This window comes from Streptomyces sp. NPDC088746, assembly GCF_044751065.1.
Taxonomy (GTDB): domain Bacteria; phylum Actinomycetota; class Actinomycetes; order Streptomycetales; family Streptomycetaceae; genus Streptomyces.
This window is the reverse complement of record NZ_JBIVLA010000001.1, coordinates 480,665-503,517: the sequence shown is the minus strand read 5'-3', so window position 1 is coordinate 503,517 and position 22,853 is coordinate 480,665. Positions and strand designations below refer to the sequence as shown.

Here is a 22,853-nt window from a genome sequence, read left to right as displayed (position 1 = left end):
GGCCGGCCCCGGCTCCCGCCTCTCGTGGCGGAAGCCGGGGCCGGCCGCGTTCTGCGGGGTGACCGCGTTCACGTGAGTACTACGGCGGCAGGGGGCGGACTCCCGCCGTCCTCGGCCGGTCACCTGCGCCCGCCGAAGTCCCAGTCATGAACTTCTGTGGCGGCATACCGGTCCGCCGTCAGGACGGCGCGCGCCATATCCGGGTCGGAGGCCGTGAGCAGCACCGCCGTACCCAGCCAGGTGGCGCCGTCGTCGGACAGCAGCGGCCCGTACGCGATCAGGTCGTCCCGGCCGGGCGGCACCTCGAGGTCGGCGGGCCGGCCCGAGCCGAGGCCGAGCACCAGGTAGCGGTTGCCACGGGTGCGGTCGCCGGGGAACTCCCACATGGTGCGCCCCAGCAGGTTGCGCCACCGGCGCAGCAGTACGTCCCGGTAGGCGCCGGCCTGGTAGTTGGGCTCGTCGAACGCGAACGCGCGGGCGGTGGCGGCATCGGGCAGGTCGACGATGTGCACGCTGCCGGTGGGTGTCTCGTCGTCGGCGAAGGTCGGGCCGCGAGCGATCAGCTCCTCGGCGTACCGGTCCATGTAGGACCAGTGCTCCTCCACCAGCTCGTTGCGTAACGTGAGGGAGCCGGGCCGGTCGCGGTGGTAACAGAAGAACTCCATGCCCACAGTCTGCGCTCACTTGTGCGGGCGGCGGGATCACGCGAAGCTGATGCCGTACACGTGCGTGCACGCTGTACACGTATGCGTACTCGTACCCGCGATCAGGAGCGCTTGATGCCGCAGATCACCGTCGACTACTCCGCCGAGCTCGACGAAAGCTTCGACCGGCGCGGTTTCGCCCTCGCCCTGCACCCGCTCGTCGCCGAGACCGTCTCCACGAAGGTCCCCGCCTGCAAGACCCGCTTCCGCAGGGCCGAGGACTCCGTCGTCGGTGACGCCCCGGCCGGCGACTCCCTCGTGAACGTCTCCATCGCGATGCTGCCCGGCCGGACCCCCGAGATCAAGGCGCGGCTGACGGAGGCCGTCCTGGAGCTGCTGTCCGGGTACTTGAAGCCGGTCGACGGCCTCACCGTCCACGCCTCGGCCGAGGTGCGGGACCTGGACGCGTCCTACCGCAAGGACTGAGGAAGCCGCTGCGGCGGGACGGCCGGGGCGGCGGGGGCCAGGACCGAGAGCCTGGAGAGCAGTTCGCCGAACGGGCCGTCCGCCGGCTCCTGCGCGAAGACCCGCAGCATGATGCCGGCCATCTCCTGGTCGTACGCGGCGCTCACCGACGCCAGCGCCGCGAAGTCGTGCACCAGCTGCAACTCCAGCTCTCCACGCGGGATGCGCTTGCCGTCGAGCCAGAGCAGCGCCGTCGACTCGGCCAGCGACACCCAGGACCGCACGACGAGTTCCAGCCTGGCAGGCGGGTGCGGGACGCCGAGATGCGCGATGATCTGCTCGTACGCCGCCTGCCGCACCCCGTCCACCAGGGCGTCGGCCTGGGAGGAACCGCCGGCCGGGCCACCCCGCATCAGGGCGGCGAAGCCCGGACCGTGCTCCTCGACGAAGTCGAAGAACCGGCGCATCACCCGGATCAGGCGGGCCCCCAGGGGCCCTTCGTGCGCCTCCAGGAAGCGGCCCGACAGCTCGTCGGCGGCCCGCTTCAGCGCCGCCTCGTACAGACTGCGCTTCCCCGGGAAGTAGTGGTAGACGAGCGGGCGCGAGATGCCGGCCGCCGCCGCGATCTCGTCGATGGACACGTCGTCGGGCGAGCGGTGACTGAACAACTCCAGCGCGACGCCGATCAACTGGGCCCTGCGCTCATCGACGCCCATCCTGCGGCGCACCCCGGTCGTCATGCCGAACAGCCTAACGGGACAGGGCAGGTGACCTGCGCCTGCCCGCCCCGGTCTCAGCGCAGGGAGCCCACCCGGCTGCCGTCCGCCAGCACCCCGTCCAGCCGGGGCCGGTCACCCTCCCTGGCCGGCAGTGCCAGCAGCCGCCCGTGAGTCATGCCCCGCACGCCGCCGGTCGCGGTCAGGGCCGCGAACTGCCGTGAGCCCGCCGCCAGTACGTACCACCGGCCGCCGTCCGACCTCCAGAGCACACCCGCCAGCACCCGGGGCCTGCGTATCCCGCAGTCCGGCGAGTCCGCGGCGCGGGCCGCGACCGCCGCCGGCGCCCCGGCGCCCCCCGAGAGCTCGGGCGGCGCCTGGAACTGGGCCAGGACCCTGCTGCCCGTGCCCCGCCAGGTGTCCGCCCTGGTGCAGAACCACAGGGCGTCCCCTCCTCCCTCCGGCAGCCGCTGCTTCGCGTACCGCCAGGAGTTCACCGACCGCACGCCGTTGGACCGCACCGCCGGCAGCAGACAGGCCGTGCGCGCCCAGCTCTCCCGCTCGGCCCGGCCCGCCACGTCGTGCGGGGCGGACGGCGCACCGGAGGTGAGGCGTACGGGAGTGAGCTCCCCGAGATCCGTCATCAGCCGTGCCGCGGTGTCGTCCCGCATCTCCAGGGCCTGCCAGGAACGGCAGTCGGCCCGGCCACCCTCCTCGGTCTGCGGAAGCGTCAGCGGGTCCGTCACCCCGTGGCGGTCCCGGGCCAGCGGCCGGGCCGCCTCGTGCGGCGCGAGCAGGTCACGTACGCCGACGCCCCGCACCCAGGGCGCGGTCAGATAGCGGATCCGGCCGGCATGGCGCTGCACCACCAGGGCACTCGCCGCCACGGCGTCCGCGCCGTCCACCCGGGCGAAGTCCAGCGCGGCACCCCCGGACGGATCGGCGTTGCGGGGCTCGGCGTAGCGCACGACGCGCAGGCCGTCGTGGAACAGCACCACGGTGGCCCGGCCCACCTCGCCCGCATACAGCAGCTGCGGTGGTCCCATCGGCGGCCCGTCGGGCGTCCCGGGCGTCGCCGACGCGGTCACCGCCGGGCCGGGCCGCGCCCACGCGGCGAGGGCGCGGCCCAGCAGGCCGGTGTCCCCGGCCCGGTCGCCGCGCGTGGGCCAGACGGTGAAGTCCCTGCGCGTGGAGCCCCGCCAGAGCCCGCCGGGCACCCGGCGCAACTCGCCCGGGTCCAGGGCCTGCTGGGCGGCGTGGTTGCGTGAGTACAGCGGCGCCGAAGAGGCGTCGGGGCCGCCCAGGCCGTCCCCCGGCATCAGCACCAGCGTCCCGCAGACCAGCAGGGCGCCGACGCCGGCCAGAAGGGCCCGCCCGCGCCGCCGGCGGCGGACCGGATCGGTCGGCCTGACCTGCAACGAGCACGGGTCGAATTCCGGTGAGGCCAGCAGGGTGTGGGGCGCCGTGAGCGCGTCGGCCTCCAGCAGCGCCGCCCGGGGGTCGTCGACACCCGCCGCCTCCAGAACCCGGCACACCTCGGCGTCGCCGAGCCCTTCGAGCCCCCGCAGCACGTGCGCGGCCCGGCAGGGCCCCGACGTCTCGGCCAGCGTCTGCTCCAGAGCCAGCTCGTCCGCGCCGCAGGAGTGCGGGAACAGCCGCAGCCCCCACACCTGCGGCACCAGCGGCGGGAACTGCGCCCGCCGAGGCCGGCCGAACCGGAGCAGCGGCAGCCCCGCCTCCAGCGCGGAACGCAGCACCCGGAGACGTACGTACGCGTACGCGCTCCCCGGGTCCGAGCCCTTCCCGCCGGCCAGGGCGCGCTGGACGAGCCAGTGGGCCGACAGCACCCGCCGGTTACGGCCGAGGGAGGGGGCCAGCACGAGATACGCGAGCCGCACCAGCCGGGCGTAGTGCTCGGCCGGCGTGGCCTCGGCCCGCTCCCCGGCGGCCTGCTCCGCATACGGGCGGCCGGCGGACGGCGGTACTGCTCGCAGTGGGGGCATATTCAGCTGAACGAGCGAATGGTGCGATGGTCACTCCGGCGCGCGCGCTCCGGAGCGGGTTGCGCGGTTTCCCCCCGGGAGCCGGGGGCCCCGGGGCACGATGGCCGCATGGCGGAGCAGCGGGAGTGGCGACGACGGCGGGCCGGCCGGATGACCGTGGCCGTGCTGACGGGGATCGGACTGCTCACCGCGTGCGGCGGGGGAGCGGACGGTGACGACAAGCCCGCCGTGCCGCCCACCGCGAGCGGGACCCTGGAGCAGCTCGCGTCGAAGGCACGGTGCCGGCCGGACGTGCAGACCGACGCCGAGGAGCTCAGGCAGGCCAACTGCGTGACGGGCGACGGGCGTTACGTGCTGGCGACCTTCGCCACCGACCGCGGCCAGCGCGAGTGGATCAACGAGGCCAACGACTACGGCGGCTCGTATCTGGTCGGGCGCAAGTGGGTCGCGGTCGGTGACGCGGACGTGGTCACGGCGCTGCGCGGCCGGCTCGGGGGGACGGTGGAGACCGCCTCGCCGCACCACTCGGGGAGCAGTGGCAGTGGGGGGAGCGAGGAAGGGCACTCCGGTCACCACGGGAGCTGACCGCGCAGGTAGAAGGGGCAGGGAGGGGCCGCGGGGTCAGCGGCACCTGCGCCCGCCGTTGACGCAGCTCACCACCTTCTTCATCAACGCGTCGTCGAAGACGTTGATGAAGTCGCCGTGATCGGTCACGGGCTTGTGCAGCTGCTCCGGGAAGGAGTCCACGGCGAAGCCCGGGCCGGGCGGGACGTCGTACACGATGCGCTGGACCAGCTGCGGGACGGCCCTGAAGCCGTCCGGGCACCGCCCGTCGTCCTGGGCGAACGCCACATGGGTGCGGTGGTTGGCGCTGTCGGTGTTCCGCCCGTCCCAGCAGCTCTGGAAGGCGAAGGACCGCACCACCTGGCTGCCCTCCGGGCAGATCGGGTACTTGTCCTTCAGCTGCCTGTCCTCGAAACCGGTGCAGCTCCAGGACGCGTTGGCATTGGCGTCGCCGTTGGTGAAGGCCTTGGCGTCCCCGGTGATGATCCGCAGGAAGCGCGGCATGGCCGTGACCTTCCCGGCGGGGGAGCCGGTGAACTTCAGCGTGACCTGGGACGGGGTCTGGATCTCCCCGGTGTTCTGGTCCTTGCCGCCGCCGTCCGCGTCCACGTCGTCCTCGTCCTGGCCGTTCTGCAGACGGAGCACGGGCCAGTAGTACGTGGACCGGTCGCCCTGGTTGCGGCAGGTCGTCTCTCCGGCGGCCAGGTCGTCGTCGCCGGCGAAGGCGTCGGTGGCCTGATTGCCGACGTAGTCGTGCATGTGGTGGGCGCCGTTGCTCACGCCCGGGGCGGCGATGACGTTGTCCGGGTTGAACTTGCCGTTCTCGTTGCGGCCGCAGTCGGTGGTGAACGTACCCCGGGAGGCGCCCCTGCGGTTACGGGGGCGGTCGGTGCGGGGCTGCACGGACCGGATGTCGACGAAGTCGGACGCCTCGGGGCCGTTGCCCTGCTGACCCTGTCCGCCGCCCTGGTCCTGGTCGTCCCCCTGGCCCTGGCCGCCCTCCTGCCCTTCGCCCTCGCCGCCCTGTTCGCCGTCCCCGCCCCCGCCGTCCTGGCCCTGCTCGTCGTCGGCGCGCAGGCTGCATCCCGCGAGCCCCTCCAGGCCCTGCGGCTGTTCGCCCCGGGCCCGCTCGACGGCGATCCGGATCCGTTCGAGGCTGGCCGCCCGCCTGCTCCTCAGCGGACCGAGCACCGCGTTCCCTGCGAGCGCCGGATCCCGGGCGATCCGCTCCCTGCGGTCCGCGAACTCCCGGTACGCGTCGGTGATCTGCGTATCCATGGCGGCCAGTTCGCGGTCGACCTCCGGCCGCGCCCCGTCCGGCACGTCGGGAAGAGCGATCCCCGCGTCGGGACAGTCGATGGTGGACATCTGGCGGGCCGTGTCCCCGGCCCGGGCCGGAGGCGGGCCGGACCCGCCCTCTCCGGCGCTCGCGTAGACATTGACGGCGACCAGTCCACCTCCGCCCAGGGCCAGGGCGGCCGCGGCGGCCACGGCCCGGCCGGCGAGCGTCGAACGTTTCTTGCGCGATGTGCGTCCCATGGAACTCCTCCGCTCCGGTGCTTCGAGTCAGAAGCGTGACGTCCCATACGGACCGACAGCCCCGCCCGTTCAGCACACCGCGGAATTCGTACGGGCGGACTACACCGGCACGGCCTCCACCGGCGCCCCCGTCAGGCGGTTGGCCAGCGTCGACATCGTGTAGGCGCCGATGCCGAGAACCACCTCCAGGGCGTTGCGCGGGGTGTGGCCGAGCGACAGGAAGTCCTGGAGGCGCTCGTCCCCGACCGCACCGGCCGACTCCAGGACCGCGAGGGTGAACCGCCGTACGCCCTCCAGCCGTTCGTCCGGCAGGGGCCGCCCGTCGGAGGCGGAGGCCCGCAGCGCCGCGACGAGCTCGGGTGCCGCGCCGAGCGACCGCAGTCTCCCCGTGTGCATCTCCACGCAGATGTGGCAGTCGTTGCGCGTGGCCACCGTCATGACGACGACCTCGCGGGACAGCGGGTCCAGCGTGCTCGACTCGAAGGCCGCGCTCGCCTGGAGGAAGCCGTGGAGCGTCTCCGGCGACGTGGCGAGCCGGGCCACGGCGGACGGGACACGGCCCCCCTGCTTGGCGGCCATGGCCTCCATGGTGCGGCGGGACGCCTGCGGCGCCGAGCCGATGGTGTGATCGGGGAAGTGTGTACCGGACATGGCGGTCCCCTCGCGGTAAACTCGACAACGTGATTGTCGAAAAAGTAAACCAGGTTGTCGAGATGTGCAATGGCTGAGGAGAGGAGCGGAGGAGAAGAGGCGGGATTCGAGCTGCCCCTGCTGCTGTTCGCGGGCTTCCGGTCGGTCATCGACGCCCTGCACCGCGACCTGGCCGCCCACGGCCACCCGGACGTGCGCCCTGCCTACGGCTTCGCGCTTCAGGCGGTGGGGCGGGAGGGTGCGAGCGCCAGTGAGATCGGCCGTCGGCTGGGAGTCTCCAAGCAGGCGGCGGGGAAGACGGTCGACAAGCTGGAGGGCCTCGGATACGTCGAACGGGCCGACGACCCCGGCGACGGCCGGCGCAAACTGGTCAGGCTCACCGCGCGCGGCGTCGACATGCTGGCCAGATCCGCCGAGGGCTTCGACCGGCTCCGCGCGGAGTGGGTCCAGGAGCTCGGCGCGGAGCGGGTCGGGGCCCTGGAGGCGGACCTGCGGAGGATGGCACCCGCGGCCGCCTTCCGGCTGGACGCGGAGCGCTGGTTCGCCGGCTGAGCGGAGCCGGACGTGCGCTCAGCCCCGGTCGAGGTAGGCCAGGACCGCGAGCACGCGCCGGTTGTCGTCGTCCGAGACGGGCAGGCCGAGCTTGCCGAAGATGTTCGAGGTGTGCTTGGCCACCGCCCGCTCCGTGACCACCAGCTGCGACGCGATCGCCACGTTCGAACGGCCCTGTGCCATCAGCTCCATGACCTCACGCTCCCGGGGCGTCAGGCCGCCCATCGGCTCGTCCGCCGAACGCCGCGACAGCAGCTGCGAGATAACCTGGGGATCCATCGCCGTACCCCCTGCGGCGACCCGGCGCACGGCGTCGATGAACTGGTCGGCGTCGAACACCCGGTCCTTCAGCAGATAGCCGATCCCGCCGTCACCGTCGGCCAACAGCTCCCGGGCGTACAGCTGCTCCACGTGCTGCGACAGGACGAGCACCGGGAGCCCGGGTCTGCGGCGGCGGGCGGCCAGCGCGCACTGGAGGCCCTCGTCCGTGTGGGACGGCGGGAGCCGGACGTCGACGACGGCGACGTCCGGCTCCAGCTCGGCCAGGGCCTTGGTCAGTTCGGGCCCGGACTCGACCGCCGCCGCGATCTCGAAATCGTAGGCTTCCAGCATGCGCACGAGGCCGTCGCGGAGCAGGAAGAGATCTTCGGCTAGGACAACGCGCAAGGGATCTCCATGGTCACCATGGTGGGACCGCCCGCAGGACTGCTGACGGCCAGGACGCCGTCGAATGTACCCAGCCGGCGTTCGACTCCGCTCAGTCCCGAGCCCGTTCCGACGGTCGCACCGCCCTTGCCGTTGTCCGTGACGGAGATCCGCAGCATGCCCTCGGCGTGGTGCACGTCCACCCAGAGGCGGTCGGCTCCGGAGTGCTTCACCGCGTTCGTCAGGATCTCGCTCACCGCGAAGTACGCCGCCGACTCGACCGGCGCCCCGGCCCGGCCGCCGAGCTCCACGGTCACCTCCGACGCGATCGGCAGCCGCAGGGCCAGCGCCTTCACCGCGTCCCCGAGCCCGCGTTCGGCGAGCACCGGCGGGTGGATGCCCCGTACGAGATCACGCAGCTCGGTCAGGGCCTCCGCGGAGGACGTGCGGGCCATCGCCAGCAGCTTCTTGGCCTCCGCCGGGTCCTTCTCGATGAGCGCCTCGATGGTGCCGAGGTTCATGCCCATGGCGACCAGCCGGGCCTGCGCCCCGTCGTGCAGATCCCGCTCGATGCGCCGCAGTTCGGACGCCGCCGTGTCCACGGCCTCGTGCCGGGTCTCGGTGAGACGGTCGATGCGCTGCGCGAGCTCCTCCGGGGTGGGCGACAGCGCCGACCGGGCGAGGACGAAGTGCAGGCGCAGCAGGGGCTTGCTCGCGAACAGCCCGACATGGAAGAGCACGATGCCGAGCGCCGCTGCGGCCAGGCCCGTCATCTGGCTGTCCACCGGCACGAATCCGTACCAGTACGCGTCGTCCTCGAAGACCCGCCACAGTCCCGCCGCCAGGACGAGGCCCTCCAGCGGCCAGACCAGCAGGCCGAAGGTGAGGACCAGCAGGACGTACCCCGCCGTCATGTCGATCAGCAGCCACCGGAGATCCCGCCAGGTGGCGGGGTCCTTCAGCAGGAGGGTGGTGCGCTCGACCTGCCCGGTGAACCCGGAGCGCACATCCTTCGGGAACGGCCGGTAGGGCACCGGGATGCGGATGTCCGCCCAGCTCGCCGCGAGCAGCCGGCGCCGGTCGGCGTGCTTGCGCACGGCTCCCAGGACCCACGGGGTGGTGACCAGCCCCACACCGAGCACGACGAAGGTGATCGAGAGGACCGACAGGACGAAGAGGGTGACCGAGCCCGCGATGCTCGCGAAGGAGAGGACGAACGCCCGCCCTCCGGTGAGCATCGCGGTCCGTACCCGGCTCTGTGCCGACTTCATGGTGGTGTCTCCCCTCGCCGGGTCCACATCGGATCCCGTTCGGCACCCAGTCTCGCCCGTGCACGAGGGGCGCCGTCAGCCGTTCCGGCCCCCGGCCGGGGTGTACCTGGCACCACCGTCGGAACGGCGGGAGGCCCCGGGGAAGAACCCGGGGCCTCCCGTACGAGCGGTGTGCGATCAGGGCGCGTACTTGTAGCCCACGCGCCGCACGGTCTGGATCGACCGGCGGTGCTCGGCGCCCAGCTTGCGGCGCAGCCGGGCCACGTGGACGTCGACGGTGCGCCCGTCGCCCACGTGCCCGTAACCCCAGACCGTCGTCACCAGCTGGTCCCGGGTGTGCACCCGGTGCGGGTGTGCCACCAGGTGTGCCAGCAGCTCGAACTCCAGGTACGTGAGGTCGAGGGTGACGCCGTCCACGGCGGCGGTGCGCCGCGACGAGTCGATCCGCACGGGGCCGCCGGCCGGGGCGTCGGCCACGGCCGGCTCCGGAACGGACTCCCGGTTCCGGGCGGAGGCCACGGCGCCGGCCAGAGCGGGCTGCTGGTCGGCGGGCACGAGCACCAGGTAGCCGACCATCGGAGGCCGGCCCGGCAGGGCGGGCAGCGTGTGCTGGGGTGCGGGCAGCCAGGTGGCGCCCGGCGGCAGGAAGCCGGCGACGTCGGAGAGCTCGACGACCTCGTCACGGTCGACGGCACGCAGCCGGTGGCGGTTGGGGGAAAGGGTGTTGCGGGCGTTGGTGGTGGCCGCAGCGGGCACCGCGGACGCCGCGGTGGCGGCGGAAGCGGTGGAGAAGGTACGGGTGTTCGCCATGAGGGTCAGCTCTTTCGCGCGAGGAGTCGTCCAGGACGTACGTCGTGCGCGCGGGCCGAAGGCCGGGGTGATGCGGCTTTAGAGGGCCTGCGCGTTCCACGCGCGGCAACACACCCGGTCGAAGTCATGGTGCTGACGAGAGGGCCAGAACGGCTCGAGGTCGCTGCGACCCGACGCGGTGTGCTGGAAGCTGGCCATGTCCCCATTGAAGCAGAGATTGCCGCCGCGCAGGAGAGTCCTCTCACCCGTCGATACGGGCCGCCGTGTCAGGTTCCTCACGGCGCCTCCCGCACCGGCCGGGCACGCCGAAGGGGCGCCCGCGAGCGGACGCCCCTTCGTGCCGAGCCGATGACGGATCAGACCTGGCCGGCCTTCTCCAGCGCGGTGCAGCAGGTGTCGACGATCAGCCGCGTGACCACGTACGGGTCGACGTTGGCGTTCGGGCGACGGTCCTCGATGTAGCCCTTCTGGTCCTGCTCGACCTGCCACGGGATGCGGACCGAGGCGCCGCGGTTGGAGACGCCGTAGCTGTACTCGTTCCACGGGGCGGTCTCGTGCAGGCCGGTCAGGCGGTCGTCGATGCCCGCGCCGTAGTTCTTGACGTGGTCCATCGGCTTCGAGCCCTCACCGAGCGACTCGGCCGCGGTGATGATCGCCTCGTAACCCTCGCGCATCGCCTTCGTGGAGAAGTTGGTGTGCGCGCCCGCGCCGTTCCAGTCGCCCTTGACCGGCTTCGGGTCGAGGGTCGCGGAGACGTTGAAGTCCTCGGCGGTGCGGTAGAGCAGCCAGCGGGCGATCCACAGGTGGTCGGAGACCTCCAGCGGCGAGACCGGACCGACCTGGAACTCCCACTGGCCGGGCATGACCTCGGCGTTGATGCCGGAGATCGCGAGGCCCGCCTTCAGGCAGTTGTCCAGGTGCTTCTCGACGATCTCGCGGCCGAAGATCTCGTCCGAGCCCACACCGCAGTAGTAGCCGCCCTGCGCGGCCGGGAAGCCGCCCTCGGGGAAGCCGAGCGGACGGTGTCCGTCGAAGAAGGTGTACTCCTGCTCGATGCCGAAGATCGGCTCCTGGCCCGCGAACTGCTCGGCGACCGGACGCAGCGAGGCGCGGGTGTTGGACTCGTGCGGAGTCATGTCGATGTGGAAGACCTCGCACAGGACGAGGATGTCGTCCCCGCCGCGGATCGGGTCCGGACACGCGAAGACCGGCTTCAGGACCCGGTCGGAGGCGTGGCCCTCGGCCTGGTTGGTGCTCGAACCGTCGAAGCCCCAGATGGGCAGATCCGCCACGGCCTTCGAAGGGCTCCCGGCCATGATCTTCGTCTTGGAACGAAGCTTGGCGGTCGGCTCGGTGCCGTCGATCCAGATGTACTCAGCCTTGAACGTCACGGACGCCATCCTTTGCGGGTGCTGCGGTCTATGGTGCGCAGCTTCGCAAGGCGCGATTTCCCGACCGTTGCCCGAATGTGAACCCCGTGTTACCGAGGTTTCGCGAAGGCACCCGACGGCAGGTCCCCGCCGCCCGACGCCGTCTCACCCAGCGGCGCACTGGATACGTTCCGCACCGGCGATCCGGTCCGGGCAGACTGGCGGCATGACCACACACCCGGATTCCGCCGCGCCGCTGCGCATCGGCCTCGTCGGGGCGGGCCCCTGGGCGCGCCTCACCCACGCCCCCGCCCTCGCCGCCCACCCCGCAGCCGTGCTGAGCGGCGTATGGGGGCGCCGCCCCGAAGCGGCGGACGCGCTCGCCGCAGCCCACGGCACCGAGGCGTACACCGGCGAGGCGGGCGTCGACGCGCTCCTGGCCGCGAGCGACGCGGTGGCGTTCGCCGTGCCGCCCGACGTCCAGGCCCCCCTGGCCGCGCGCGCCGCCGAGGCCGGATGCCACCTCCTGCTGGACAAGCCCGTCGCCACCACCGTGGCGGGTGCACGCGCGGTCGCCGACGCCGCCGAGCGGGCCGGGGTCGCCTCCGTGGTCTTCTGCACGCTGCGCTTCGCCGAGGGCACGGCCGGGTGGATCGCCGAGCAGGCAGCGGCGGGCGGCTGGTTCACGGCACGCGCGCTGTGGATGGGCGCGCTGTTCGCCCCGGGTGCGAGCAGCGAGTTCGGCGCCTCGCCCTGGCGCCGCGAGAAGGGCGGCCTCTGGGACGTGGGCCCGCACGCCCTCTCGGTCCTGATCCCGGTCCTGGGCGATGTGACGGAGGTGGTCGCGGCCCGCGGCCCGGCCGACACCACCCAACTGCTGCTGCGCCACACCTCCGGCGCGTCGAGCACGGTGACGCTCGCCCTGGGCGCACCGGAGGGCGCGGCCGGGACCGAGGTCGAATTCCGGGGCGAGCGGGGCGTGTCCGCCCTGCCGACGGGAGGCGGGGACGCGCTCGGCGCGTTCGGGGCGGCCGTGGACGCGCTGGCCGACGCGGCACGTACGGGGGTGGCGCACCCCTGCGACGTACGGTTCGGGCTGCGGCTCACCGAGGTGCTCGCGCAGGCCGAGGAAGCGGTGGGACGGGCCTGATCTGATCCGCTCGTCACGGCCCAGGAGCAGGTCAGGACGGCCGGTTATGGTGCCGGCGTCCGGACCGTGCGGGGCCGGACGCCGGAAGACGAATCTCCGAGGAGAGGGCGCGGGCCGCCGCGGGCAGGGCGAGCCGCGGCGCCGGGCCGATCACCGCAAGCGCCGCGAGGCGCGGGAGACGCTCGCCGAGGACAGCCGCGCCCACGACGCGGGACGCGTCGCCGCGGCCGTCGGCCGGCTGCTCCCGCGCGCCGGCACGGTGACGGTCGGGGGAGCCACCCATCACTCCATGCCGCTGGGTGCCCCCGGGGCGGCCGGGATCAGCCGCCACGTCGAGGTCTTCCTCAGCGACCCAGCGCGTCCCGTACCGCCTCGTCCGTCCGCGCCACCACGGCCGAACCGTCCTGCGCGGTGATGATCGGACGCTGGATCAGCTTCGGGTGTCCGGCCAGCGCCGCGATCCACCGCTCGCGCGAACCGGCGTCCCTCGGCCACTCCTTGACCCCGAGCTCCTTCGCCTCCGCCTCCTGGGTCCGGGTGATGTCCCACGGCTCCAGTCCGAGACGGCCGAGCACGGCCCGGATCTCCTCGGGCGAGGGCACGTCCTCCAGGTAGCGGCGGACCGTGTAATCGGCACCCTCCGCGTCGAGCAGGCTGACCGCGCTGCGGCATTTGGAACAGGCGGGATTGATCCAGATCTCCATGGGGCCCAGGGTACGGGAGGGGTCCCCGAAAACCCCTCTGGCCAGGGGCGATTGTCAGTGGTGGGCAGTAAAATGGGGGTAGTTCGTGAGGGTTCCACCACCGTGCCAGGAGGTTGCCGATGGCCGTTGCCACAGTCACGACCCAGCCGCTCCACGAGCCGCTGCGGAAGAAGCCGCTCCCCGCGGGCCGGCCCCGCGAGTGGTATGTCTCCCACAACCGCCGCCTGAAGGCCATGCGCCTGGCGATAGCCCTGCTCGACACCGGGGTGTACCAGCCGTCGAGCGCCGACAACGCCCGCATCCGCGCGACCGCGGACCGTCTCGCCATCCACCCGCCGTCCGACACCACCTGCCGCATGGTCCGTGCCCTGATCCGCTACGGCCGCTGACCCGGCCCGTCCGTGCCCCCGGAGGAGCCGGGGGCACGGACGGCGGTTCCGCCGCCGTGCGGGACGCGGATGAGGCCGCCTGGCAGTCCCTTCCCGCACAGCTCGTCTCCTGCGGTGAGGAGAGCCCTCGCGGGCGGCTTCGGCTTCGAGGCTGACCCGCGCGAGCGGCTCGCGCGGGTGATGACCCCGCCGCGCACGGTCACCCTGCCCACGGTGCTGATGGCGGTCGAGCCCAGAAAGCTGCCCGAACTCCCCTCGCCGGTCCCCGAACTGCTCGCGGAGCCGGCGCCCGCCCACTCTTCCGCTGGGGCGACGGCGCGGCCGGAAAGGGCCTCCGGCCACCGCACACGCACTCCGGAAGTGTGACGTGTCACAGACAACACAGCAGTGCTGTGGGAACTTCAACTCTGTTACTCGCCAGTTGAGTTACCGACGTCCACGCGTGAGAGGGTCGAATGAGCACTCTGCGAGCCATCACGCTCGACCAGGTGGTCGACACGGACCACTACCCCCTGTCGGAACCCGGGAGCCCACGGGCCCGCGCCGTGGTGGCGCGGGCGAGGCGCGAACTGGCCGAGGCGGGCTGCACCGTACTGCCGGACTTCGTCCGCCCTCCGCTCCAGGAGGTCCTGCGACATGAGTGCGCCGCCCTCGCCCCGCACGCGTACTTCGACGTCGAGACGGTCAACGTCTACAACATCGACGTGGACGAGGACCTGCCCGAGCACCACCCCGGCCGCCGCACCTTCGAGCGCGGCAACGCGTTCGTCGCCCGCGACCACATCCCCCGGGGCTCCCTCATCGGCCGGCTCTACGCCCACGAGGCGTTCCAGCGCTTCGTCGCCGACTGCTTCGGACTGCCCCGCCTCCACGAACTCGCCGACCCGCTCTCCGGGCTGGTGCTCAACGTCGTACGGCCGGGCATGGAGCACCCCTGGCACTTCGACACCAACGAGTACACGGTCAGCATGCTGACCCAGGAGGCACAGGAGGGCGGATCGTTCGAGTACTGCCCGAACATCAGGTCCGCCGACGACGAGCGCTTCGACGACGTCCTGGACGTCCTGGACGGCAAGGGCACGCCGGAGCGCCTGCCCCTGCGCCCGGGCGACCTCCAGCTGTTCATGGGCCGCTACTCGCTGCACCGGGTCAGCCCCGTCCGGGGCGACCTCGCGCGCCACAGCGCGATCTTCGCCTACAGCGAGCGCCCCGGGGTCATCGGGAGCGTGTCGCGCACCCGGCAGCTCTTCGGCCGCGTACTGCCCGAACACCTGGCGGCGGAAGGCCGGGCCGTACGGGGTGACCAGCTCCTGGACTAGTCCAGGCGAACGGTTCAGGCACCGCCACGCGCCCCACGAGGAGAACCCCTTGCGTCTCGACGCGTCCGGAAAAGTCTCGCTGGACCACATCTACACCGCGCCCGACCCCCGCACGTACTTCCAGGTGCTCCGCCCGCTCGGCTACTGCGTGCCCCAACTGGCCAAGCCCTACTTCGACAAGCTCGTCAAGGAGTACCGGGAGACGGAACAGGTCGCCGTCCCTCGCGTGCTGGACATCGGCTGCTCGTACGGGATCAACGCCGCCCTGCTCAAGTACGACGCCACGATGGACGAGCTGTACGCGCGCTACGACGGCAGCGGCCCCGGCACCCGCGCCGGGCTGCTGGAGCGCGACCGCGACCTCTCCCGCTCCCGGAGCCCCGCGCAGGGCCTGCGTTTCACCGGCCTGGACGCCTCCGCCGACGCACTGGCCTACGCCCACGAGGCCGGATTCCTCGACGACACCGTCAACGCCGACCTCGAGGCCGGCGACCCCACTCCCGCGCAGCGCGACCTGCTCGCCGGGACGGACCTGGTGATCTCGACGGGCTGCATCGGCTACGTCACCGAGCGCACCCTCGTCCGTGTCGTCGAGGCACAGGACGGCCGCCTCCCCTGGATGGCGCACTTCGTGCTGCGGATGTTCCCCTTCGACCCCGTCGAGAAGGCCCTAGAAAAGCTGGGTTACCGGACGACCCGGGTCGACGGGGTCTTCAGGCAGCGGCGGTTCGCGGGCCCGCAGGAGCGGCAGGGCGTCCTGGACGGTCTCGCCGCGGCCGGTGTGGACGCGAGCGGGCTGGAGGAGGAAGGCTGGCTCTACGCCCAGCTCCATCTCTCCAGGCCGCAGCACCGGTAGACCCCACCATCCCCACTCACCGAGAAGAGAGCCGCATTGAACGTCAGTCAGGAAGCAGCAGCCGGCGCGACCTTCGCCCGTGAAGGAAGCCTTCCGCGAGTGCCGCTGCCCACGGTCGAGGCGAGCTGCGAGAGGTTCCTCGCCTGGTGCGCCCCACTGCTGACCGCCGAGGAGCGGGCCGCGACGGAGGCCGAGGTCGCCGCCTTCCTGCGGCCCGACGGCCCCGGCCGGACGCTGCACGCGGCGCTGGAGGAGTACGACGCCACGGAGGGTGTGCACAGCTGGCTCGACACCTTCTGGCCGTACCGCTACCTCGGCCGCCGGGACCGGATCGCGCTCAACGCGAACTTCTTCTTCCTGTTCCAGGACACCGGGCAGGGGCAGCTCGACCGGGCGGCCGGGCTCGTCGCGGGGGCGCTGCACTACAAGCGGCGGCTCGACGAGGGGCTGATCGCGCCGGTGGAGCAGCGCGGCGTTCCCCAGTCGATGGTGCAGAACGCGTACCTCTTCTCCACGACCCGCATCCCCGGGGTGCCGCTGGACACGGTGCGCGCCCCGTACAGCGAGCAGGCGCCCGGGCCGTCCACGGCCCGGCACATCGTCGTGTTCTTCCGCGGCACCATGTTCCGGCTGGACGTGCTCGGCCCCGACGGGGTGCCGCACAGCCTCGACGAGATCGAGGCCGGGCTGCGCGCCGTCACCAAGGCCGACGTCCACACCCCCGAGGAGGACCGGGCCGGCCACCTCACCACCATGGCGCGCGCCGAGTGGGCGGCCACCCGGGCCTCCCTCGTCGACGGCCACCCAGGCAACGCCCGCACGCTGGACGACATCGAGACCGCGCTCTTCTGCGTCTGCCTGGAGGACTTCGCACCCCAGGACACCCAGGCCGCGTGCGACGAACTGCTGTACGGCGACCGCGGCAACCGCTGGTTCGACAAGGCCGTCTCCTTCGTCGTCTTCGCGGACGGCCGGGCCGGCATCAACGTCGAGCACTGCGAGCTGGACGGGACGACCATCCTCAGCTTCACCGACGCCCTGCTCGGCACCACGCCGGACGAGCACTCCCGCCTCTCCGGAGCCCGCCCCCAGGGCGAGCCGGCCCCGCGCCCCCTGACCTTCGAACTAGACGCGTCCCAGCGGGCGCGGGTGCGCACCGCGGCCGAGGAGTTCGCCGCGTACGGCGACGCCACCGCCACCCGCACCGTGTCGTTCGAGGACTTCGGCAGTACGGCGGCCAAGGCGCTCGGAGTGTCCCCCGACGCCTTCGTCCAGGTCGCGTACCAGCTGGCCCACCTGCGCGCCAAGGGCCACCTGGGAGCCACGTACGAGTCGATCGCCACCCGGCAGTACCGCCACGGCCGCACCGAGGCGATGCGCGTGGTCACCCCCGAGATGCCCGCCTTCGTCGCGGCGATGGACGATCCGACGGCCGACCGCGACACCCGCCGCGCCGCCTTCCGGGCCGCCGCCGGGGCCCATGTGGCGCGGGCGAAGGAGTGCCAGGCGGGCGAGGCCCCCGAGCAGCACCTCTGGGAGCTCGAACTGATCCAGCGCCGTCGCGGCCACGAACTCGGCGTGGACGAACAGCCCGCGCTGTACCGCTCCCCGGGCTGGCTCACCCTGCGCGACGACTACCTGAGCACGAGCTCGGCGCCGTCCGAGAACATCCAGTACTTCGGCTTCGGCTCCACGAGCAGCCGCTGCATCGGCGTCGCCTACGTCCTGCTGCCGGACCGCTTCAACCTCTACCTGAGCACCCCGCAGGCGGTGGCCGGCCAGATGCACGCCTTCGGCGACCACCTCCGCGAGGCGGTGACCGAACTACGCGAACTCCTCGCGGACTGACCGGAGATACGGAAGGGAAGGGGCGGGCCGGGCGAGCGCACTCCGGCCCGCTCAGGCCGTGGCCTCCGGGGCGATCTCCTCGATCAGGCCCTCGACCAGGGCCCTGATCTCGTCGCGGATCGGCCGCACGGCTTCCACGCCCTGGCCGGCCGGGTCCTCCAGCTGCCAGTCGAGGTAGCGCTTGCCGGGGAGGACGGGGCAGGTGTCGCCGCAGCCCATGGTGACGCACACGTCCGACTCGCGTACGGCGTCGACGGTCAGGACCTTGGGAGTCTCGGCCGAGATGTCGATGCCGGCCTCGGCCATCGCCGCGACGGCGGCCGGGTTGACGGAGGCGCGCGGGTCCGAGCCGGCGGAGCGGACCTCGACGCGGTCCCCGGCCAGGTGGGTCAGCCAGGCGGCCGCCATCTGGGAGCGGCCGGCGTTGTGGACGCAGACGAAGAGGACGGACGGCTTGCCCGAGGAGTCGGCCATGGTGCTCGCTCTCTCTTGTCGTACGGCTGGACCGGCCGCACATGACTTCAGCCCCTGGATATCAGCAAAGAATGATGTGACAGTATCAGCGCATGCTGACTTCAGTGGATCCTGATCTCATCCGGGTGCTGGGTGATCCGCTCCGCCTCCGGATCGTGACCCTGCTGGCCCGCGAGACCCTGTGCACGACCCACCTGGTCGAGGAGACCGGAGCCAAGCAGACCAACCTCTCCAACCACATGAAGGTCCTGCGTGAGGCCGGAGTGGTGGAGGCGGAGCCCTGTGGCCGCTTCACCTACTACAAGCTGCGCCCCGAGGTTCTTTCCGGCCTCTCGGAACAGTTCGCGGCGCTCGCCGAGTCCGCCCGTACGACGGCCGGGAAGAAGAGGTCCTGCCCGTGACCGGCGAGCGGGTCGCCACGGCCCCCGCCGCCGGCCGCACCGGGGGTGAGGGCGGCTCGGTCGTCGAGAAGCTGTCCACGCTCGACCGCTACCTCGCGGTGTGGATCCTGCTGGCCATGGCCGTCGGGCTGGGGCTGGGCCGGCTGGTCCCCGGGATGAACGACGCGCTCGCCAGGACCGAGATCGGCGGGATCTCCCTGCCCATCGCCCTCGGCCTGCTGGTGATGATGTACCCGGTGCTGGCCAAGGTCCGCTACGACCGGCTCGGCCGCGTGACCGGCGACCGCAGGCTGCTGGTCTCCTCGCTGGTCATCAACTGGATCGTCGGCCCCGCGGTCATGTTCGCCCCGGCGTGGATCTTCCTGCCCGACCTGCCCGAGTACCGCACCGGCCTGATCGTCGTCGGCCTCGCCCGCTGCATCGCCATGGTCATCATCTGGAACGATCTGGCCTGCGGCGACCGCGAGGCCGCGGCGGTCCTCGTCGCCCTCAACTCCGTGTTCCAGGTCGTCGCGTTCGGCCTGCTCGGCTGGTTCTACCTCGACCTGCTGCCCCGGTGGCTGGGCCTCGGCGACGGGCAGGGCCTGGATGTGTCCGTGTGGCACATCGCGCTGAACGTCGTCGTCTTCCTCGGCGTCCCCCTGCTCGCCGGCTTCCTCACCCGCCGCATCGGCGAGCGGAAAAAGGGCCGCGAGAGCTACGAGGCGGAGTTCCTGCCGAAGATCGGTCCCTGGGCGCTGTACGGGCTGCTGTTCACGATCGTCATCCTCTTCGCGCTCCAGGGGAAGACCATCACCTCGCAACCGCTGGACGTCGTACGGATCGCACTGCCGCTGCTCGTCTACTTCGCGATCATGTTCTTCGGCAGCTTCCTCCTCGGCAAGTCCCTGGGGCTGGCCTACGACCGCACCGCGACGCTGGCGTTCACCGCGGCGGGCAACAACTTCGAGCTGGCCATCGCCGTCGCCATCGCGACCTTCGGCGTCACCTCCGGCCAGGCGCTCTCCGGTGTCGTCGGCCCGCTCATCGAAGTCCCCGTCCTGATCGGACTCGTGTACGTCGCGCTGGCCTGGCGAAGGAGGTTCGCCTCCGCGGGCCTCACCACGCGGGGCGGGGAGGTCTGACGCGGCACCCGCGATCAGACGCGCAGGTCGAGCAGGGCGGACATGGCCGCCACCACGGACGGGGCGACCTGGTAGTAGACCCAGGTCCCGCGCCGCTCCGACGTCAGCAGACCGGCCTCGCGCAGCTTCTTCAGATGGTGGGAGACCGTCGGCTGGGAGACGCCGACGTCGGAGATGTCGCACACGCACGCCTCGCCGCCGGGGTGCGAGGCGACCTTGGAGAAGAGGCGGAGCCGCACCGGGTCGGACAGTGCCTTGAACATCACGGCCATCCGCTCCGCGTCGTCCTGCGACAGCTCTCCCGCAGTGATCGGCGGGCAGCACGGCACCGCGGCACCCGCGTCCAGGACGGGCAGCTCCACGCGCTCTGAATTCGACATGCGTCTATGTTGACACTCGTCGATGCAAAGTGCCAGGCTTCATATAGACAGACATCGAATCAGCGGCCGGGAGCGGTCGCCCGTCCTGGAGGGCATCACCGACATGACCACCACAGCAGACCTGCCGGTCGTCGTCATCGGCGCCGGGCCCACCGGGCTGGCGGCCGCCGCGCACCTCGTGGAGCGCGGCATCGAACCACTGGTCATCGAGGCCGGACCCACCGCGGCCACCGCGGTGCGCGACTGGTCGCACGTACGGCTCTTCTCCACCTGGAGCGAGCTCACCGACCCGGCCGCCGAGAAGCTCCTGGCGCCCACCGGCTGGTCCAGGCCCGACGCGAGCACGTGCCCGACGGGGCGGGACTGGGCCGAGCGGTACCTCCAGCCGCTCGCGGGTGTCCTCGGGGACAGGGTCCGCTACGGCGCCACCGTCACCGGAGTCTCCCGCCTCGGCCGCGACCGGATCGTCGACGCCGACCGGGAGCAGCAGCCCTTCACCATCCGCTTCACACGCGCCGACGGCGGCGAGGAGCGGATGCTGGGCAGGGCCGTGATCGACGCGTCCGGCACCTGGTCCACCCCCGGCCCGGCCGGCGCCGACGGCCTCCCCGCCCTCGGCGAACGCGCCGCCTCCGCCCGCGTCTCCTACCGCGTCCCCGACCTGAGGGACCCCGCCGTCCGCGCCCGGTACGCGGGAAAGCGCACCGCCGTCATCGGCTCCGGAGCCTCCGCGTTCACCGCCCTGGCCGGTCTCGCCGAGCTCGCGAAGAACGAACCCGGCACCCACTCCGTGTGGATCCTGCGCCGCGGCATCAGTGGCTCCACCTTCGGCGGCGGCAGCGCCGACCAGCTCCCCGCCCGCGGTGCCCTGGGCCTGGCCGCCGAGGCCGCGGTCCACGACGGGTACGCGGACGCCGTCACCGGCTTCCGCACCGAAGCCGTCGAAGCCCTCGACGACGGCCGCCTGGTCCTGGCCGGTGAGGACGGCCGGCGCCTCGACCCGGTGGACGAGGTCATCGTCCTGACCGGACTGCGCCCCGACCTGTCGTTCCTGTCGGAGCTCCGCCTCGCCCTGGACGAACGTCTTCAGGCACCGGTGGAGCTTGCCCCGCTCATCGACCCGAACCAGCACTCCTGCGGCACCGTTCACCCCCACGGCCACCGCGAACTGTCCCACCCCGAACAGGGCCTCTACCTGGTCGGCATGAAGTCCTACGGCCGTGCCCCGACCTTCCTGGCCATGACCGGCCACGAGCAGGTCCGCTCGGTCACCGCCGCCATCGCCGGTGACACCGGGTCCGCCGACCGCGTCGCACTCGCCCTTCCCGAGACCGGAGTGTGCGGCGGCGCGGGACTCTTCGACGAACCCGCCGAAGGACGGAGCGACGGCGGTGGCTGCTGCGCTCCGGTCGCCGGAGCCCTTCCGGCATGACGACGAGCGAGGGCCGCCATCCCGACCAGGGGATGGCGGCCCTCGCTCATGTTCCTGCGACCCGCTGCGTGTCTAGAGGTCGAAGTACAGCTCGAACTCGTGCGGGTGCGGGCGCAGCTGGATCGGGGCGATCTCGTGCGTGCGCTTGTAGTCGATCCACGTCTCGATCAGGTCGGGCGTGAAGACGCCGCCGGCCTGGAGGTACTCGTGGTCGGCCTCGAGCGCGTCGAGGACCGCCGGGAGCGACGTCGGGACCTGCTGGACGCCCGCGTGCTCCTCGGGGGCCAGCTCGTAGAGGTCCTTGTCGATCGGCTCCGGGGGCTCGATCTTGTTCTTGACGCCGTCCAGGCCGGCCATCAGCAGGGCCGAGAACGCCAGGTAGGGGTTGGAGGACGGGTCGGGGGCGCGGAACTCGACGCGCTTCGCCTTCGGGTTGGAGCCCGTGATCGGGATGCGCATCGCGGCGGAGCGGTTGCGCTGCGAGTACACCATGTTGACCGGCGCCTCGAAGCCCGGGACCAGACGGTGGTAGGAGTTCACCGTCGGGTTGGTGAAGGCCAGCAGCGACGGGGCGTGCTTCAGGATGCCGCCGATGTAGTAGCGCGCCATGTCCGAGAGGCCCGCGTAGCCCTGCTCGTCGTAGAAGAGCGGGGAGCCGCCGGACCACAGGGACTGGTGGACGTGCATGCCCGAGCCGTTGTCACCGAAGATCGGCTTCGGCATGAAGGTCGCGGTCTTGCCGTTGCGCCAGGCGACGTTCTTCACGATGTACTTGAAGAGCATCAGGTCGTCGGCCGCGGCGAGCAGCGTGTTGAACTTGTAGTTGATCTCGGCCTGGCCGGCGGTGCCGACCTCGTGGTGCTGGCGCTCGACCTGGAGGCCGTTCTTGTCCAGCTCCATGGAGATCTCGGCGCGCAGGTCGGCGAAGTGGTCGACCGGCGGCGTCGGGAAGTAGCCGCCCTTGTAGCGGACCTTGTAACCACGGTTGTTCTCGACCGCACCGGTGTTCCAGGCGCCGGCCTCGGAGTCGATGTGGTAGAAGCTCTCGTTCGCCGACGTCTGGAAGCGGACGTTGTCGAAGACGTAGAACTCGGCCTCGGGGCCGAAGTACGCGGTGTCGGCGATGCCGGTCGAGGCGAGGTAGGCCTCGGCCTTCTTGGCCACGTTCCGCGGGTCACGGCTGTACTGCTCGCCGGTGATCGGGTCGTGGATGAAGAAGTTGACGTTCACCGTCTTGTCGCGGCGGAACGGGTCGACACGGGCCGTGGACAGGTCCGCACGGAGCGCCATGTCCGACTCGTGGATGGCCTGGAAGCCGCGGATCGACGAGCCGTCGAAGGCCAGTTCCTCGGCCGGGTCGAAGGACGCCGCCGGGATCGTGAAGTGCTGCATCACACCCGGCAGGTCGCAGAACCGGACGTCGACGAACTTGACGTCGTTGTCGGCGATGTACTTCTGGACTTCGTCGGCGTTCTGGAACATCCAACTCCTCCTACTCCCGACCCGGGAAAGGGCGGGGTTGCAGCTCGTTTGTGTGGCCAGTGCG

At 72.0% G+C, this 22,853-nt stretch carries 25 protein-coding genes; 12 read left to right on the top strand and 13 right to left on the bottom strand.

Going from position 1 to position 22,853, the window contains the following annotated elements:
• Positions 1-119: 119 nt before the first annotated feature.
• Positions 120-665, bottom strand: a complete 546-nt coding sequence (locus tag ACIP63_RS02325) for a YciI family protein (protein ID WP_401510614.1) — start codon at positions 663-665, stop codon at positions 120-122.
• A gap of 114 nt (positions 666-779) precedes the next feature.
• Here ACIP63_RS02325 and ACIP63_RS02320 point away from each other — a divergent pair, with 114 nt between their 5' ends.
• Complete coding sequence (locus tag ACIP63_RS02320) at positions 780-1,130, top strand: 5-carboxymethyl-2-hydroxymuconate Delta-isomerase (RefSeq protein WP_401510612.1); 351 nt, start codon at positions 780-782, stop codon at positions 1,128-1,130.
• On the opposite strand, the gene ACIP63_RS02315 is transcribed toward ACIP63_RS02320, so the two are convergent.
• Both ACIP63_RS02315 and ACIP63_RS02310 read right to left on the bottom strand, forming a co-directional pair.
• Positions 1,115-1,849, bottom strand: a complete 735-nt coding sequence (locus tag ACIP63_RS02315) for a TetR/AcrR family transcriptional regulator (RefSeq protein ID WP_401510610.1) — start codon at positions 1,847-1,849, stop codon at positions 1,115-1,117. The two genes, ACIP63_RS02320 and ACIP63_RS02315, sit on opposite strands and share 16 nt — an antisense overlap.
• Before the next feature lie 53 nt (positions 1,850-1,902).
• Positions 1,903-3,828, bottom strand: a complete 1,926-nt coding sequence (locus ACIP63_RS02310) for a hypothetical protein (protein WP_401510608.1) — start codon at positions 3,826-3,828, stop codon at positions 1,903-1,905.
• Between the two features lie 150 nt (positions 3,829-3,978).
• Between ACIP63_RS02310 and ACIP63_RS02305 the strand changes: the two genes are divergently transcribed.
• Complete coding sequence (locus ACIP63_RS02305; RefSeq protein WP_401512234.1) at positions 3,979-4,413, top strand: hypothetical protein; 435 nt, start codon at positions 3,979-3,981, stop codon at positions 4,411-4,413.
• Positions 4,414-4,449: 36 nt separating this feature from the next.
• Here ACIP63_RS02305 and ACIP63_RS02300 read toward each other — a convergent pair whose 3' ends face one another.
• Together ACIP63_RS02300 and ACIP63_RS02295 are read right to left on the bottom strand one after the other, a co-directional pair.
• A complete protein-coding gene (locus tag ACIP63_RS02300; RefSeq protein ID WP_401510607.1) occupies positions 4,450-5,931 on the bottom strand; it encodes a DUF1996 domain-containing protein in 1,482 nt (493 codons plus the stop codon).
• Between the two features lie 99 nt (positions 5,932-6,030).
• A complete protein-coding gene (locus ACIP63_RS02295) occupies positions 6,031-6,582 on the bottom strand; it encodes a carboxymuconolactone decarboxylase family protein (protein WP_401510605.1) in 552 nt (183 codons plus the stop codon).
• A 69-nt stretch (positions 6,583-6,651) separates the two neighbouring features.
• On the opposite strand from ACIP63_RS02295, the gene ACIP63_RS02290 reads away from it, so the two are divergent.
• Positions 6,652-7,134 carry a MarR family winged helix-turn-helix transcriptional regulator gene (locus tag ACIP63_RS02290; RefSeq protein ID WP_401510603.1) on the top strand — a complete coding sequence of 161 codons (483 nt, stop codon included), beginning with the start codon at positions 6,652-6,654 and terminating at the stop codon, positions 7,132-7,134.
• A gap of 18 nt (positions 7,135-7,152) precedes the next feature.
• Here ACIP63_RS02290 and ACIP63_RS02285 read toward each other — a convergent pair whose 3' ends face one another.
• From ACIP63_RS02285 to glnII, 4 genes are all read right to left on the bottom strand, one after another.
• Positions 7,153-7,800 carry a LuxR C-terminal-related transcriptional regulator gene (locus ACIP63_RS02285; RefSeq protein ID WP_401510602.1) on the bottom strand — a complete coding sequence of 216 codons (648 nt, stop codon included), beginning with the start codon at positions 7,798-7,800 and terminating at the stop codon, positions 7,153-7,155.
• Positions 7,785-9,050 (bottom strand): sensor histidine kinase, encoded by a 1,266-nt coding sequence (locus ACIP63_RS02280; RefSeq protein WP_401510600.1) that lies wholly within the window; start codon positions 9,048-9,050, stop codon positions 7,785-7,787. The genes ACIP63_RS02285 and ACIP63_RS02280 overlap by 16 nt, the downstream gene beginning before the upstream one ends.
• Before the next feature lie 177 nt (positions 9,051-9,227).
• Complete coding sequence (locus ACIP63_RS02275; protein ID WP_401510598.1) at positions 9,228-9,860, bottom strand: winged helix-turn-helix domain-containing protein; 633 nt, start codon at positions 9,858-9,860, stop codon at positions 9,228-9,230.
• Positions 9,861-10,216: 356 nt separating this feature from the next.
• Entirely contained in the window at positions 10,217-11,251 is a 1,035-nt protein-coding gene (gene glnII, locus ACIP63_RS02270) for a glutamine synthetase (protein WP_393766253.1), read from the bottom strand.
• Between the two features lie 205 nt (positions 11,252-11,456).
• Between glnII and ACIP63_RS02265 the strand changes: the two genes are divergently transcribed.
• On the top strand, positions 11,457-12,380 hold the full coding sequence (locus ACIP63_RS02265; RefSeq protein ID WP_401510595.1) for a Gfo/Idh/MocA family protein: 924 nt from the start codon (positions 11,457-11,459) through the stop codon (positions 12,378-12,380).
• A gap of 344 nt (positions 12,381-12,724) precedes the next feature.
• On the opposite strand, the gene ACIP63_RS02260 is transcribed toward ACIP63_RS02265, so the two are convergent.
• The gene (locus ACIP63_RS02260; protein ID WP_401510593.1) at positions 12,725-13,084 is read right to left on the bottom strand and encodes an arsenate reductase family protein; all 360 of its coding nucleotides are present in this window, start codon (positions 13,082-13,084) and stop codon (positions 12,725-12,727) included.
• A 119-nt stretch (positions 13,085-13,203) separates the two neighbouring features.
• Here ACIP63_RS02260 and ACIP63_RS02255 point away from each other — a divergent pair, with 119 nt between their 5' ends.
• The 5 genes from ACIP63_RS02255 (at position 13,204) to ACIP63_RS02235 (ending at position 17,496) form a co-directional block, all read left to right on the top strand.
• Positions 13,204-13,473 (top strand): hypothetical protein, encoded by a 270-nt coding sequence (locus ACIP63_RS02255; RefSeq protein ID WP_401510591.1) that lies wholly within the window; start codon positions 13,204-13,206, stop codon positions 13,471-13,473.
• A 114-nt stretch (positions 13,474-13,587) separates the two neighbouring features.
• Positions 13,588-13,839: a hypothetical protein gene (locus ACIP63_RS02250; protein ID WP_401510589.1), complete on the top strand. Its 252-nt coding sequence runs from the start codon at positions 13,588-13,590 to the stop codon at positions 13,837-13,839.
• 89 nt (positions 13,840-13,928) lie between these two features.
• Entirely contained in the window at positions 13,929-14,792 is an 864-nt protein-coding gene (locus ACIP63_RS02245; protein ID WP_401510587.1) for an arpA protein, read from the top strand.
• A gap of 49 nt (positions 14,793-14,841) precedes the next feature.
• A complete protein-coding gene (locus ACIP63_RS02240) occupies positions 14,842-15,648 on the top strand; it encodes a class I SAM-dependent methyltransferase (protein ID WP_401510585.1) in 807 nt (268 codons plus the stop codon).
• Between the two features lie 99 nt (positions 15,649-15,747).
• The gene (locus tag ACIP63_RS02235) at positions 15,748-17,496 is read left to right on the top strand and encodes a choline/carnitine O-acyltransferase (RefSeq protein ID WP_401510583.1); all 1,749 of its coding nucleotides are present in this window, start codon (positions 15,748-15,750) and stop codon (positions 17,494-17,496) included.
• 51 nt (positions 17,497-17,547) lie between these two features.
• On the opposite strand, the gene ACIP63_RS02230 is transcribed toward ACIP63_RS02235, so the two are convergent.
• A complete protein-coding gene (locus ACIP63_RS02230) occupies positions 17,548-17,970 on the bottom strand; it encodes an arsenate reductase ArsC (RefSeq protein ID WP_401510581.1) in 423 nt (140 codons plus the stop codon).
• Positions 17,971-18,062: 92 nt separating this feature from the next.
• On the opposite strand from ACIP63_RS02230, the gene ACIP63_RS02225 reads away from it, so the two are divergent.
• Together ACIP63_RS02225 and arsB are read left to right on the top strand one after the other, a co-directional pair.
• Positions 18,063-18,371: an ArsR/SmtB family transcription factor gene (locus tag ACIP63_RS02225; RefSeq protein WP_401510579.1), complete on the top strand. Its 309-nt coding sequence runs from the start codon at positions 18,063-18,065 to the stop codon at positions 18,369-18,371.
• Complete coding sequence (arsB, locus tag ACIP63_RS02220; protein ID WP_401510577.1) at positions 18,368-19,495, top strand: ACR3 family arsenite efflux transporter; 1,128 nt, start codon at positions 18,368-18,370, stop codon at positions 19,493-19,495. Before ACIP63_RS02225 ends, arsB begins: the two co-directional genes overlap by 4 nt.
• A gap of 14 nt (positions 19,496-19,509) precedes the next feature.
• Here arsB and ACIP63_RS02215 read toward each other — a convergent pair whose 3' ends face one another.
• Positions 19,510-19,875, bottom strand: a complete 366-nt coding sequence (locus tag ACIP63_RS02215) for an ArsR/SmtB family transcription factor (protein WP_401510575.1) — start codon at positions 19,873-19,875, stop codon at positions 19,510-19,512.
• A gap of 103 nt (positions 19,876-19,978) precedes the next feature.
• Here ACIP63_RS02215 and ACIP63_RS02210 point away from each other — a divergent pair, with 103 nt between their 5' ends.
• Positions 19,979-21,307: an NAD(P)-binding domain-containing protein gene (locus ACIP63_RS02210; RefSeq protein ID WP_401510574.1), complete on the top strand. Its 1,329-nt coding sequence runs from the start codon at positions 19,979-19,981 to the stop codon at positions 21,305-21,307.
• A 72-nt stretch (positions 21,308-21,379) separates the two neighbouring features.
• Here the strand turns inward: ACIP63_RS02210 and glnA are convergent, their stop codons facing one another.
• Positions 21,380-22,789 carry a type I glutamate--ammonia ligase gene (glnA, locus tag ACIP63_RS02205; protein WP_104784933.1) on the bottom strand — a complete coding sequence of 470 codons (1,410 nt, stop codon included), beginning with the start codon at positions 22,787-22,789 and terminating at the stop codon, positions 21,380-21,382.
• Positions 22,790-22,853: the final 64 nt, after the last annotated feature.

Coding starts and splice junctions, on each gene's coding strand:
- ACIP63_RS02215 (WP_401510575.1), bottom strand. CDS start 19,875: ATGTCGAATTCAGAGCGCGTGGAGCTGCCCGTCCTGGACGCGGGTGCC.
- glnA (WP_104784933.1), bottom strand. CDS start 22,789: ATGTTCCAGAACGCCGACGAAGTCCAGAAGTACATCGCCGACAACGAC.
- ACIP63_RS02300 (WP_401510607.1), bottom strand. CDS start 5,931: ATGGGACGCACATCGCGCAAGAAACGTTCGACGCTCGCCGGCCGGGCC.
- ACIP63_RS02260 (WP_401510593.1), bottom strand. CDS start 13,084: ATGGAGATCTGGATCAATCCCGCCTGTTCCAAATGCCGCAGCGCGGTC.
- ACIP63_RS02265 (WP_401510595.1), top strand. CDS start 11,457: ATGACCACACACCCGGATTCCGCCGCGCCGCTGCGCATCGGCCTCGTC.
- ACIP63_RS02295 (WP_401510605.1), bottom strand. CDS start 6,582: ATGTCCGGTACACACTTCCCCGATCACACCATCGGCTCGGCGCCGCAG.
- ACIP63_RS02275 (WP_401510598.1), bottom strand. CDS start 9,860: ATGGCGAACACCCGTACCTTCTCCACCGCTTCCGCCGCCACCGCGGCG.
- ACIP63_RS02255 (WP_401510591.1), top strand. CDS start 13,204: ATGGCCGTTGCCACAGTCACGACCCAGCCGCTCCACGAGCCGCTGCGG.
- ACIP63_RS02305 (WP_401512234.1), top strand. CDS start 3,979: ATGACCGTGGCCGTGCTGACGGGGATCGGACTGCTCACCGCGTGCGGC.
- ACIP63_RS02290 (WP_401510603.1), top strand. CDS start 6,652: ATGGCTGAGGAGAGGAGCGGAGGAGAAGAGGCGGGATTCGAGCTGCCC.
- ACIP63_RS02315 (WP_401510610.1), bottom strand. CDS start 1,849: ATGACGACCGGGGTGCGCCGCAGGATGGGCGTCGATGAGCGCAGGGCC.
- ACIP63_RS02325 (WP_401510614.1), bottom strand. CDS start 665: ATGGAGTTCTTCTGTTACCACCGCGACCGGCCCGGCTCCCTCACGTTA.
- ACIP63_RS02225 (WP_401510579.1), top strand. CDS start 18,063: ATGCTGACTTCAGTGGATCCTGATCTCATCCGGGTGCTGGGTGATCCG.
- ACIP63_RS02280 (WP_401510600.1), bottom strand. CDS start 9,050: ATGAAGTCGGCACAGAGCCGGGTACGGACCGCGATGCTCACCGGAGGG.
- ACIP63_RS02210 (WP_401510574.1), top strand. CDS start 19,979: ATGACCACCACAGCAGACCTGCCGGTCGTCGTCATCGGCGCCGGGCCC.
- ACIP63_RS02310 (WP_401510608.1), bottom strand. CDS start 3,828: ATGCCCCCACTGCGAGCAGTACCGCCGTCCGCCGGCCGCCCGTATGCG.
- ACIP63_RS02230 (WP_401510581.1), bottom strand. CDS start 17,970: ATGGCCGACTCCTCGGGCAAGCCGTCCGTCCTCTTCGTCTGCGTCCAC.
- ACIP63_RS02245 (WP_401510587.1), top strand. CDS start 13,929: ATGAGCACTCTGCGAGCCATCACGCTCGACCAGGTGGTCGACACGGAC.
- ACIP63_RS02320 (WP_401510612.1), top strand. CDS start 780: ATGCCGCAGATCACCGTCGACTACTCCGCCGAGCTCGACGAAAGCTTC.